General features: G+C 41.3%; 13 protein-coding genes. 10 read left to right on the plus strand and 3 right to left on the minus strand.

The window, feature by feature from the left end:
- Positions 1-58 precede the first annotated feature (58 nt).
- From G327_RS0102550 to G327_RS0102560, 3 genes are all read right to left on the minus strand, one after another.
- Complete coding sequence (locus G327_RS0102550) at positions 59-1,459, minus strand: sigma-54-dependent transcriptional regulator (RefSeq protein WP_019613198.1); 1,401 nt, start codon at positions 1,457-1,459, stop codon at positions 59-61.
- 1 nt (position 1,460) lies between these two features.
- Positions 1,461-2,579 carry a sensor histidine kinase gene (locus G327_RS0102555; RefSeq protein ID WP_019613199.1) on the minus strand — a complete coding sequence of 373 codons (1,119 nt, stop codon included), beginning with the start codon at positions 2,577-2,579 and terminating at the stop codon, positions 1,461-1,463.
- Positions 2,580-2,764: 185 nt separating this feature from the next.
- Positions 2,765-4,216: a sigma-54 dependent transcriptional regulator gene (locus G327_RS0102560; RefSeq protein WP_019613200.1), complete on the minus strand. Its 1,452-nt coding sequence runs from the start codon at positions 4,214-4,216 to the stop codon at positions 2,765-2,767.
- 326 nt (positions 4,217-4,542) lie between these two features.
- Between G327_RS0102560 and fliS the strand changes: the two genes are divergently transcribed.
- From fliS to G327_RS0102620, 10 genes are read left to right on the plus strand one after another with little or no spacing between them, the layout of a single operon-like run.
- Positions 4,543-4,938, plus strand: a complete 396-nt coding sequence (gene fliS / locus G327_RS0102570; RefSeq protein ID WP_019613202.1) for a flagellar export chaperone FliS — start codon at positions 4,543-4,545, stop codon at positions 4,936-4,938.
- Between the two features lie 13 nt (positions 4,939-4,951).
- Positions 4,952-5,254: a hypothetical protein gene (locus G327_RS0102575; RefSeq protein WP_019613203.1), complete on the plus strand. Its 303-nt coding sequence runs from the start codon at positions 4,952-4,954 to the stop codon at positions 5,252-5,254.
- A 44-nt stretch (positions 5,255-5,298) separates the two neighbouring features.
- On the plus strand, positions 5,299-6,294 hold the full coding sequence (gene pseB, locus G327_RS0102580) for a UDP-N-acetylglucosamine 4,6-dehydratase (inverting) (RefSeq protein ID WP_019613204.1): 996 nt from the start codon (positions 5,299-5,301) through the stop codon (positions 6,292-6,294).
- Positions 6,295-6,312: 18 nt separating this feature from the next.
- On the plus strand, positions 6,313-7,473 hold the full coding sequence (gene pseC / locus G327_RS0102585) for a UDP-4-amino-4,6-dideoxy-N-acetyl-beta-L-altrosamine transaminase (RefSeq protein ID WP_019613205.1): 1,161 nt from the start codon (positions 6,313-6,315) through the stop codon (positions 7,471-7,473).
- 3 nt (positions 7,474-7,476) lie between these two features.
- Positions 7,477-8,031 carry a GNAT family N-acetyltransferase gene (locus G327_RS0102590; RefSeq protein WP_019613206.1) on the plus strand — a complete coding sequence of 185 codons (555 nt, stop codon included), beginning with the start codon at positions 7,477-7,479 and terminating at the stop codon, positions 8,029-8,031.
- On the plus strand, positions 8,028-8,891 hold the full coding sequence (locus G327_RS0102595; RefSeq protein ID WP_019613207.1) for an aldo/keto reductase: 864 nt from the start codon (positions 8,028-8,030) through the stop codon (positions 8,889-8,891). The genes G327_RS0102590 and G327_RS0102595 overlap by 4 nt, the downstream gene beginning before the upstream one ends.
- 24 nt (positions 8,892-8,915) lie before the next feature.
- Complete coding sequence (locus G327_RS0102600) at positions 8,916-9,677, plus strand: cytidylyltransferase domain-containing protein (protein WP_019613208.1); 762 nt, start codon at positions 8,916-8,918, stop codon at positions 9,675-9,677.
- Between the two features lie 2 nt (positions 9,678-9,679).
- Positions 9,680-10,966, plus strand: coding sequence for an aminotransferase class III-fold pyridoxal phosphate-dependent enzyme (locus G327_RS0102605; protein WP_019613209.1), 1,287 nt, complete (start codon positions 9,680-9,682; stop codon positions 10,964-10,966).
- 2 nt (positions 10,967-10,968) lie between these two features.
- A complete protein-coding gene (pseG, locus tag G327_RS23895; protein WP_019613210.1) occupies positions 10,969-12,048 on the plus strand; it encodes a UDP-2,4-diacetamido-2,4,6-trideoxy-beta-L-altropyranose hydrolase in 1,080 nt (359 codons plus the stop codon).
- Positions 12,038-12,733 (plus strand): formyl transferase, encoded by a 696-nt coding sequence (locus G327_RS0102620; protein ID WP_019613211.1) that lies wholly within the window; start codon positions 12,038-12,040, stop codon positions 12,731-12,733. The genes pseG and G327_RS0102620 overlap by 11 nt, the downstream gene beginning before the upstream one ends.
- The last annotated feature ends 2 nt before the right edge of the window (positions 12,734-12,735 follow it).

Consider the following 12,735-nt stretch of genomic DNA (forward strand, 5'->3'; position numbering starts at 1 on the left):
AACAGCTGTTGAGAGTAACCAGCCGTTCATCTTAACAGGAACGGCAGCTCAGTTTAGACTAGACAGGTAAAGCGATCCCCTGATCTTTCATACGTGCAATTTTGTAACGCAGCGTGCGCGGGCTGATACCCAGCAGCTCGGCAACATCCTTACGCTTTCCACGGCAGGTCTGCAGCGCATCTAATATTATTTTCTGCTCTTGTTCCTTCAAGCCTTTACCTAAAGCTCTTTCCTCTGCATCAATGAAGTCATTTTCAAGCTCTTCTTGTAAAATATCATTTTCCGCCAGCTCTTGATTAGCCGTCTCACTTGCGCTTTGAATATGTTCAAACTGCATATCCTCTAATATTAATGCATGTTGATCAATCTTTTCACCATCAGATAAAATCAGCGCCCGCTGCATAACATTATCGAGTTCACGCACATTACCCGGCCATGGATACGCCAGCAGCATCGTTTCCGCCGTTTCCGTAAGAGTTGGGACAGCCTGTGACTGCTCAATGGCATGGCGCTGCAGCAGATGCTCTGCTAAGGGTAATATATCTCCTTTGCGCCTGCCAAGCGGCAGCCACTGCAGAGGAAAAACATTCAGACGGTAGTAAAGATCTTCACGGAATTTGCCCTCTTCGACCGCTTTTTTGATATCGCGGTTACTGGTGGCAATCACACGTATATTCAGTTTAATTGTTTTACGAGAGCCTAATCGTTCAACTTCACGCTCCTGCAGAACACGTAGTAGTTTCACCTGCAGATCCAGCGGCATTTCACTTATTTCATCTAATAAAATCGTCCCGTTCTGCGCTTGTTCAAACTTACCCGGGCATGCCTGCACGGCACCGGTAAATGCCCCCTTCTCATAACCAAACAGAGTTGATTCAAGCATGGTTTCAGGAATAGCACCACAGTTAATAGCGACAAAGCTTTGATCCGAGCGGCTGGATTTATCATGCAGATAACGAGATAAAACTTCTTTACCGGATCCGCTTGGGCCTGTCACCATCACAGACGCATCTGAAGCGGCGACTTTTTCCGCCACCTGAAATAAACGCGCAGTACTGGGATCTCCGTAAATAGGCGTGCGAGACTCTACTTTATTAACCGGTGCATAACGGCTCACCTGGTTTAACAGTACCTCTGGCGAGAAGGGTTTTGCCAGATAATCGATAGCCCCGTCACGCATTGCATTAACCGCATCATCAATGGTTGCGTATGCCGTCATTAATAAAACCGGCACTAGCGGGTATTTATCTTTGATATTCTGCAGCAGGGTCAAACCGGACATGCCGCCCATTTGAATATCACTGATCACTAAATCGTATTTTTGTTTAGTTAAAGCGACCAAAGCAGCTTCGCCGCTGTCAACTTCAGAGCAGTCGTATCCGGCCAGCAGTAAAGTGTCGACCAATGCTTCGCGAAGTCCTGCATCATCTTCCACAACTAATAATTTACCTTGTGACATATTAGCCTCCCACTACCTGGTTAAACTGATTGTTATTGTGAATTTCATGGCGATATAAACCAACTCGATGTAAGGGTAATACCAGAGTAAAACAACTGCCTTTACCGAACTCCGATTTAACTTCCACACTGCCCTTATGCGCCTGCGCTATCGACTGTACAACAGCAAGCCCTAGCCCGGTGCCCTGTGATTTGGTAGTATAAAATGCTTCCATTACTTTAGCTAAATGGCCTTTTTCAATGCCGGGGCCGTTATCCATGACAGATATTTCCACCAGATCATCACCTCGGCGCGCAGTCGTGATGTAAAGCTGCGAGCCCTTACCGGCGGCTTCTACGGCATTGGAAATCAGGTTTGTCATGGCGCTGGCCAGCGCATTTTTGTTAGCCATAATAAGCAGGTCAGGATCAGGAAGGCGGCACTGCAGATGTCCATCCACCTGAGTGATCAAACTTTCACTGGCATCCTGCACCTCTTCAAGCAGGGTCACTAAAGAAACTTCTTCAACTATCTTGCGCTCGCCGCTGCGGGCAAATAGAAGCATATCATTCACTTGTGTTTCCAAATCATTAAGACGATTCATTAGTTTCCCCTGAAAACGCGAACGAGAACTTTCGGTCAGGGTTTTATTCGCAAGGTTTGCGCCATACAGCATAGCGGCAGACAACGGTGTTCTAATCTGATGAGCCAGTGACGCAACCATTTTTCCTAAAGATGACAGGCGCTTTAATTTAGCAACATGCTCCTGCAGTTCACGCGTATCGGTTAAGTCTGTTAATAAAATAAGTTGTCCCGGGCGCCCTTCAAGTGATGAAATAGAAAGCTGAATACGTCGGCCGTTCTTAAGCGATATTTCATGACCGTCATCGTTTTTAGGTGCAAATGAGCGGTTAATAATATCGCTCCATAACTGCCCCTCTAACGGCTCTCCCAGCAGAGCAACCGCAACACGGTTAACCTGTTCAACAACACCATAACCATCAATAACAATTAAACCCGACGGCAGCTCACTGTAAAGCTGTTTCATATAACTCGCCTGTGCACGCAGCTGCTGAAGTTCACCTGAATAGCTTTCCTGCTCCAGCGCCGACGTCTCTGCCTGTCGATTAATTGATGTCATAACACAACCTTACTTTATAGTTTGTTCTTACACGCTATAAAGCAATATTTAGACCAACACCATAAAATAGATACACAACAGCCACTTACCAAGCTAGCGCCACAAAAATGACGCTAATTTCAGCTAAAAAAAAAGCCCGTTATCAAAAAAATAACGGGCTTTTAAAAATTAAAATAACAGTGCCTTTAACCGTCTTTGTTAAGGCCGTACTTTTTCATTTTTTCGACCAGTGTGGTACGACGCATAGATAGCAGTTCAGCCGCATGGGACACAACACCGTCCTGACTGTCTAATGCCTGGCGGATCATCTCAATTTCAAATTCAGTCAGCTTATCTTTAAGGTTCATTCCCTCAGCAGGAAGATGCCCTAAAAAGCCCAGAGACTCATCAAACGCCTCAGGTCCGTCAAGTGTCTGCGGTTCATCCCCAAACATGCCGCAGAGGGCATCCCGCTCTGCTAGCGCCTCTTCTTCTGGGCTGTACTGAAGCTGCTCAACCATCTCGCCGGAAGCGTCAAGGTGACGATATTTAAGCGGTAAATCGCCCAGATCAACTATTTGACCGGCATGCAGAATAAGCAGCCTTTCCAGTAAGTTAGATAACTCACGAACATTACCCGGCCAGGCGTGTTTCATTAATGAATCCAATGCACGCTGGGTAAAACGCAGTGTCGCTTTATGTTCCTCTTCCAGACGAGATAACAGCTCCTGTAATAAAAGTGGAATATCTTCCTGACGCTCACGCAGTGCAGGTTTCTCTATCGGAAAAACATTTAAACGGTAAAAAAGATCTTCTCGAAATTTCCCCTGTTCAATTAACTCTTCTAAATTTCGATGCGTAGCCGCTACAACACGCACATCGGCCAGCAGAGACTTTGTTCCCCCGACACGTTCAAAGGTACGCTCCTGTAAAACTCGCAGCAGTTTAACCTGCATCGGCATCGGCATATCACCAATTTCATCTAAAAACAGTGTCCCGCCGGCAGCTAACTCAAAGCGTCCTTTGCGCGCAGAGAAGGCTCCGGTAAAAGCCCCCTTTTCATGGCCGAACAACTCACTCTCAAGTAATTCAGCAGGGATCGCACCACAATTAATCGGAACAAAAGGCCCTTTTTTTCGATTTGATACTTCGTGAATAGCCCGGGCAACAACTTCTTTGCCGGTACCGGACTCGCCAAGAATAAGTACGTTAGCTTTGCTGTCAGATACCTGCTCTACCAGATAGCGAATTTCCTGAATACGTAAACCACGCCCGACCAGAGAAGACATCAAGTATTTATTGGCTTTTTTCAGTTTCTTAGCTGGATTGTGAAATGACTGACAGTAATGCAGCAGCTGTGTCAGCTCAGCATACACAACCGGTATGGTTAAGACCCCAATATGATTGCTGTCATTCTTAACAGGCGCCCCGCTTAAAGTTAAAAAAGGCGTTTCCGACAGACGGTTAAAAACCTCGTCAGAGGGAGCATGCTCCCCTCCCCAGATAACACATAATGGATTGATGTGATTTATTTTCTCAGATAAATCAGCACTATCTACCGACTCACTTGTTTCTCCGATAAAATGTAATACTGTGGTTAATGTATCGTATTCTTCCCGGCTAGTATGAACCAGGTAAATAGGTGCTCTTTGTTCCATAAAAATCCACTTATTAAATATCCTTGAGTGAGCATAGAGTAAACAGAGACATATAGAAATGATAAAAGTCAAAAACATGACGATGACCGAATTATGACACGTAGAATGATTAATGACAGCCCAAATAACCAGCATGAAAGAACAAAAAAGCAAAGTATGGACATTTGGTATGCTTATTGCTTTACTTCTATCGGTGATGAAAAAAAAATTTCAACGAATAAAGCGTCAAAAGACACAGAGTTATTCTAAAAAAGATGCATTTCTCAAAAGCAGACGTAAACTGACACTAGTAAACTTAAAGTCGTTAGCAAGGAAATAATCATATTATGCGCGGTTCTATCAAAAAATATCAAAATACCAATCTGGCACATGTTGAACAGGCCGATCCCCATACCCTGATCTCGCTGGTAATGCAGCATATATTAGGTAATCTGGCAGCAGCCAAAGGCGCTATCGAACGTAAAGAGATAGAAAACAAAAATAAAATGCTCAGTAAAGTTATTGGTCTTATTGGTGAATTACAAAACAGTCTGGATATGGAACAAGGCGGTGAGCTTTCTGAAAATCTATATGGTTTATACGCTTATATGATAAGCCAGGTAACCCAGGCAAATATAAAAAATGATGTCGAACCCTTGGCGGAAGTCAGTGCTTTGATTGCAGAGATAAAATCCGGCTGGGACGGCATTCCGCAGGACATCCGCCAGCAGTACAAAAAATAATCAGAGGTGAAATATGCAGCTGCCAGTAGAATTACAACTCGATGCGCTATTTGACTTTGAACAACAACTGCAGGCCCTGCTTGATGGCGAACAATATGAGTTGTTTCAGCAGCAGCAGGATCTTTTTTCTGATCAGATAAAAGCACTGCTTGATACTAACTCGAGTGAAGATTTAGCCGTCGTTGTTGAACAGTTAAAAATACTTGAAGCTAAAATAGCCGCATTACAGATAAAATCTGATACCTGCTACCAGCAGCTTAAAGAAAAGTCTTTATTGCAGAAACGTAATAAGAGTAAAATCAAAGCTTATAAATAAGTAAAATAAACAACTAGTTAGTCTTTATTAAAGCGAGAAGAGTTATGTTTAATAATCAATCAATTTTGATTACCGGCGGCACAGGTTCATTTGGCAAAAAGTATGTAAAAACTCTGCTAGAGCGCTATCAACCTAAAAAAATCATAATCTTTTCCCGTGATGAATTAAAACAGTTTGAAATGCAGCAGAGCTTTAATGAACCTTGTATGCGTTATTTTATCGGTGATGTTCGTGATGCAGAACGGGTACAACGCGCAATGTCTGGTGTTGACTATGTCATTCATGCAGCAGCCATGAAACAAGTACCGGCGGCAGAATACAATCCGATGGAATGCATCAAAACCAATATTCTTGGCGCAGAAAACGTCATAAAAGCAGCAATAGACAATAAAGTAAAAAAAGTAATTGCTCTTTCAACGGACAAAGCAGCCAATCCCGTCAATCTTTACGGCGCAACCAAGCTATGCTCAGATAAACTTTTTGTGGCGGGTAATAATATCGTTGGTTCAAAAGATACTACCTTCTCTGTGGTACGATACGGAAATGTTGCCGGTTCTCGAGGCTCGGTAGTGCCTTTCTTTAAGAAAATAATTAACGAAGGCTGCGATCATATTCCGATTACCCATGCAGAGATGACCCGATTTTGGATAACTCTTCAACAAGGCGTTGATTTTGTTTTAAAAAACTTCGAACGTATGCATGGCGGGGAAATTTTTGTACCTAAAATTCCATCAATAAAAGTGATTGATCTTGCAAAAGCTTATGCCCCGCAGTTACCTGTAAAGATTATCGGCATTCGTCCAGGTGAAAAGGTACATGAAATCATGTGTCCATCCGATGAATCTCATTTAACGCTTGAGTTTGAAGATCATTATGTATTAAGACCAAGTATTCGATTTTTTACCAATGAGAGTGATTATACTCATAATGCTGTTGGAGAGATTGGTGTTGAAGTGGGTGAAGGTTATGTATATCACTCGGGTAATAACCCTCACTTTTTAAATATCGATGAAATCATCGAATTCGATAAACTCATATAATAATTATAACTAAAGCATATGATCCCCTACGGTAAACAAGACATTAATCAGCAAGATATCGACGCAGTCATTGATGTCTTGCGATCTGATTTTCTAACTCAAGGCCCTAAGGTACCTCTTTTTGAAAAAACCATAAATTCAGTCTGCAGCTCTCAATATGCCGTTGCCGTTAACTCTGCAACTTCTGCACTGCACATAGCCTGCCTTGCGCTCGGGGTTAGTCAAGGAGATCTAGTCTGGACAACACCTATCACCTTTGTGGCTTCTGCAAACTGTGCTTTGTACTGTGGTGCGAGCATCGATTTTGTCGACATTGATCCAGATACCTATAACCTTTGCCCAATACAATTAGAAAAAAAATTACAGCAGACTAAACAGCTAAAACAGCCTCTACCAAAAGTTGTCATTCCTGTTCATCTATGCGGCCAGTCTTGCGATATGCAGGCAATCCACCAGCTCAGCTTAGAATATGGCTTTTCTATTATTGAAGATGCATCTCATGCCATTGGTGGAAAATATCAAGAGCACCCGATAGGTAATTGTTTATATAGTGATATAACCATTTTCAGCTTTCACCCGGTAAAGATTATTACCACAGCTGAAGGTGGAGCGGCAACAACTAACGATCCACAGCTGGCTGATAAAATGGCCTTGTTTCGCAGCCACGGCATTACTCGTGATGAAAATTTAATGACAGAGCCCTCTCACGGCGCCTGGTATTACCAGCAGATTGAATTAGGTTTTAACTACCGCATGACAGAGCTGCAGGCGGCGCTTGGAATCAGCCAGCTGTCGAGGATAAATGAATTCATTTCTGAACGTATTCAATTAGCTGAAGTATATAATCAGCAGTTAAAAAAACTGCCTATAACCCTTCCTAAGCAGTTGAAAGAAAGCAGTTCATCCTGGCATCTCTATGTTATTCAACTGCAGCTGGGTAAAATAACTAAAACACACCAGCAGGTATTTGAGCAGTTAAGATCATCGGGAATAGGAGTAAATCTACACTATATCCCTGTTCATATTCAGCCCTATTACCAGGAATTAGGTTTTAAACCTGGTCAGTTTCCTGTTGCTGAAAGTTACTACCGGCAGGCTATAAGCCTGCCGCTGTTTCATCATATGAGTGAAAAACAGTTTAAAAGAGTAGTTAATACACTGACAGACATACTGGAGTAGATAATGTTAAAAACCCCATTATTAACCGGGAAGCAGATTTACTTAAAAGCACTGATGCAGACAGATGTCACAGATGAATATGTACAGTGGTTAAATGATTCCAGCATCAATCAGTTTTTAGAATCCCGTTATCAGACACAAACTGCAGCATCTTGCCGGCATTTTGTTGGTGAATTGCAGTCACAAAATAACAACTGTTTTTGGGGCATCTATTGTAATCAAAGCAAACAGCATATCGGCAATATAAAACTGGGACCAGTTAACAAACTTTATCAGCGTGCCACAATCGGTTTATTAATTGGCAATAAGTCTTATTGGGGAAAAGGAATTGCCACTGAAGCAATTAACTTGGTAAGTGACTTTGCATTTCAGAAGCTGAGTTTGCATAAAATAGATGCCGGCTGCTACGTCTCAAACCAAGGCTCAAAAAAGGCCTTTCTTAAAGCGGGTTATCAGGTCGAAGGGCTTTTAAAAGACCACTTTTTTTATCAGAATAAGTTTGAACATTGTGTACTGTTAGGCAAAATATGTGAAAATTCACAAAAGGACACGCAATGAAGCTGGCACTGGGCACAGTTCAATTTGGTTTAGATTACGGCATCACCAACCTAGATGGAAAAATAACCAATAGTGAAGCGAACAAGATAATCAAGAGAGCTGACAAAGCAAACATTTCACTATTTGATACAGCCTGTGTTTACGGGGATAGCGAAAACCGTTTAGGTAAATTAACCCAAGGTTACCCACAGTTTAAGTTTATTAGTAAATTTTCGACAACAGCAAAAGAAACCATTAATATCAGTAAAACCCTGCATAGCTCTCTCGAGAAACTAAACTGCTCTTCACTTTATGGTTTGTTATTTCATGATGAAAATGATCTATTAAGCCCTCAAGGCTCTGGTTATTATCAGCAGTTAACTGATTTGAAAGCACAAGGTAAAATTCAGAAAATTGGCGCTTCATTTTATACACAACAAGCATTAGAGAAAGCTCTTGAACAATATCAGCTAGACCTTATTCAGATCCCGGCAAGCTGTCTTGATCAGCGCTTCCAGCAGAGCGGCTTGTTACAAGAAGTACAAAAACAAAATATTGAGGTGCATGCCCGCTCACTATTTTTACAAGGTTTACTGCTTAGTCAGAATACTAACTTACCCGCTTCACTGCAGAAATTCATGCCCGAATTAGAGTTTTATTTCACCACGGCAAAGCGCTTAAATTTAACACCATTACAGCTTGCTTTAGCTTATTTAATACAAACCGACGAAATTAATTATGGTGTTGTCGGCTGTCAAAACTCACAACAACTTTTAGAGATCATTAATGCTTACAGTGAAATGCAGCAAAAAGAACTAAATATCAACTTTAATTCACTAGCCGTCACTAATGAGCTATTAGTAAATCCAGCCCTCTGGTAGTAACAATAAAACGAGGAAATAAAAATGAAAGTGGTTGCAATTGTTCAGGCTAGATGCAGTTCTACTCGCCTGCCGAATAAAGTATTAAAAAAAATACTCGGCAAACCTATGCTGCAGCAGCAGATTGAGCGTATTCAGCGCAGCAGATTAATTGACAAACTGGTCATAGCAACCTCAACGAAGACTGAAGACGAAGGTATTGTGGATTTATGCCGACAGCTTAATGTCAGCTGCTTTACTGGAAGTCTAAATAATGTTTTAGAACGCTATTATCGAGCAGCTGGAGAATACAAGGCAGATGTTATTGTACGTTTAACTGGGGACTGCCCTCTGACAGATGCGGCAGTTATTGACCAAGTTATCAAAAAACACCTTAACTCAAACAATGACTACACATCTAATATAGATCCAGAAACCTTTCCTGACGGATTAGATGTTGAAGTATTTAACTATAAGACATTACAACAAGCGGAGTTAAAAGCTAAAAAACCGTCTGAATTAGAGCATGTCACGCCATATATACGAAATAATAAAGAGTTTATAAAGGGCTCCCTGCAGTCTTCACAAAACTATAGTCAATATCGATGGACTGTTGATGAACCTGAAGACTTAGAGTTTGTAACCCAGATCTATCAGCAGCTGGGAAGTACCGGGCAGTATTTTGATGCCGATAAAATCTACCAGCTGTTAGAAGAGCACCCGGAATTATTAACGATAAATCAAAACCTTATTCGTAATGAAGGCCTGCTCAACTCATTAAAAGAAGATAAATTACAGGAAAATTAAATATGAGCCGCTATCAACACTCAGAAGAGTTATTAACGAGAGCATTACAAACGATCCCTTTAGGCTCACAAACTTTTTCAAAAAGCAAAACACAATTTCCCGAGGGAGCTTCGCCCTTCTTTTTAGAAAAAGGCAAAGGCTCAAAGGTCTGGGATGTAGACGGTAATGAATATATTGATTTCATGAACGGCCTGTTGTGTGTCTCCATCGGTTATGCCGACGATGAAGTTAATAATGCCGTCTGTACACAGATTCAGAACGGCACAAGTTTTTCATTACCTCACCGGCTAGAGATGGAAGTCGCTGAAAAGTTAGTTGAGATGATTCCTTGTGCTGAAAAAGTCCGTTTTGGCAAAAACGGCACAGATGCCACTTCTGGTGCAATTCGTCTAGCACGAGCTTATACCAATAAAGAGATGATATTAGTATGCGGTTATCACGGCTGGCAGGACTGGTATATAGGCTCAACAAGCAGAAACTTAGGCGTACCGGAATCAACCAGAGCGCTAACAAAAACCTTTGTCTATAACGATATTGAATCACTTAAGCGCTTAACTGCCTTATACAAAGGTAAAGTCGCGGCTATTATTATGGAGCCGATGAATGTTGAGTTTCCAAATCCAGGTTATCTTGAATCAGTACAGCAGATAGCCAAAGAGGAAGGCATTGTTTTCATATTTGATGAAACCATTACCGGCTGCCGTTTTGCTAAAGGTGGTGCTCAAGAGTTGTTTAATATTACGCCAGATTTGGCAACCTTTGGAAAAGGGCTGGCAAATGGTTTTCCGCTTTCAGCAGTCGTTGGCAAATCTGAAATAATGGATCTGATGGAAGATATTTTCTTTTCCGGCACCTTTGCTGGTGAAACAGCCTCACTTGCGGCGGCCAAAGTTGTGCTCGAAAAAGTTGAAAAATTAGATACCCCGACAGCTCTAAGAAAAACAGGTGAATACCTGCTGACCAACCTGAATAAATTAATTATTGATCTAGAGTGTCAGTCATTTTTAAAAACAGCAGGCCATCCCTCCTGGTCATTTCTAATGATCCAGGATACTGAGCCCTACTCAAGCTTTGAAATCAAGACACTGTTTATGCAGGAGGTATTACAACGAGGTATTCTAACCTTCGGCACCCATAACATCAGTTATTCACACAGTGTCGAAGATATCGATACTTTACTCTCTTGTTATAAGCAGGTATTTCCTATTTTAAAAGAGGCGATAGAAACACAAACAGTTAAAGAAAAACTGAACTGCAAAGTATTACAGCCTCTATTTAAGGTGAGATAATAATGCTGAATATTGCCTTTCGAGCAGACTCTTCTTATGAAATTGGTACTGGTCATATTATGCGCTGCTTAACGCTTGCTTTAGCAGTCCAAAAAAAACATAAAGCCAATATCTACTTTTTCACTCGTAAAAACAGCGGCAGTATAAACAGCTTAATAACAGATGCAGGCTTTTACCTCGTAGAGATGAAAGCCTCAGAAAAAATCAATAACCCAGCCTTGAGCCATTCAGCCTGGTTAGGCGCTGCACAGGAAGAGGATGCAGAAGAGTTTATTAAGTTATGCAATAAGCGCCGTTTTGATCTTCTTATTATTGACCACTATGCCATTGACAGAAAGTGGCATCAGCTAGTTAATAAACAAACAAAAGAGATAGCAGTCATTGATGATCTCGGAGATCGTTACCTGCAATGTGATTATCTACTGGATCAAACATTTAACTGCCCGGATCATAAATATAATAAACTTGTCAGCCGTAACTGTGTTCAGATGCTGGGCACAAAATTCGCTCTATTACGGGATGAATTTCAACATCAGCCTCAAAAACAGCCGGCAAATACAGCTTCAAAACTGTTAGTTATGTTTGGAGGAACGGATCCGGACAATCTCACTCTGCAGGCATTAACTCAGCTCAATCAACGAACCGATATTGATAAAATTACAATCATTATGGGAAGAGCTGCTTTACATATCGATAGTGTGGTTCAGTTTATAGAAAAGCAGAATAATATAATAACCTTTGATTTACAGATAAGCCCGGAAAATATTGCAGTATTAATGTCAGAAGCAGACCTTGCTGTCGGTGCTGCAGGCACCACCTCATGGGAGCGCTGCGCAGCAGGATTACCCACGGTGGTAATTATCCAGGCAGAAAATCAAAGGCAGATCGCATCTGAATTAAATAATCTGCAAATAATCACTTATCTCGAAGCAAAACAGATAAAAACGCTACTAAATAAACAGGTGACAGAGTGGATTAGCAATCCAGCCAAACTACAGGCATCGATTAACAACGGACAAAAAATTTGTGATGGTTATGGCGCCTCACGAGTCATAAACAGGATTTTTAATCATGAACAATAACTATGTTGTTGCCACAATAAAAGAGTGGAATATAAGCCAGTATGAACAGCAGAAAAAAAAGCTGCCTGGAACTTGGCACCTTATATCCACTCCAGAGCAGCTGACAATTGAACAGCTCAGAAAAATAAACCCTCGTTATGTCTTTTTTCCCCACTGGAGCTGGATCGTCAGTGAAGAAATATTAAATGAGTTTGAATGTGTCTGTTTTCATATGACGGATTTACCATTTGGACGCGGCGGAAGCCCGTTACAAAATCTGATTCAACGAGGCTATAAAGAAACACAATTAACCGCATTAAAAATGAATAAACAGCTTGATGCTGGAGATATTTATTTAAAGCACCCTCTTAATCTGAGCGGCAGTGCCGCAGATATCTTTTTAAAAGCAGCTCAGTTAACTTTTATAATGATAAAACAAATTGTAACATCAGAGCCGGCAGCATCACCACAGCAGGGACAAGTTGTTGAGTTTAAACGGAGAACACCTGCACAAAGTGAAATACCTAAAAATTTAACGATCGAACAAATTTATAATCATATACGCATGCTGGATGCAGAAAGTTATCCCAAGGCATTTATCGATTATGGTGACTTTAGAATTGAATTTAAAAATGCATCAATCAATGAACAACAAACCCTTACAGCGCAGATAATACTCTCGCCCAAAAAACAGATTGAGAAATAAGC

The sequence above is a fragment of the Psychromonas ossibalaenae ATCC BAA-1528 genome, assembly GCF_000381745.1.
GTDB classification, from domain to species: Bacteria; Pseudomonadota; Gammaproteobacteria; order Enterobacterales; family Psychromonadaceae; genus Psychromonas; species Psychromonas ossibalaenae.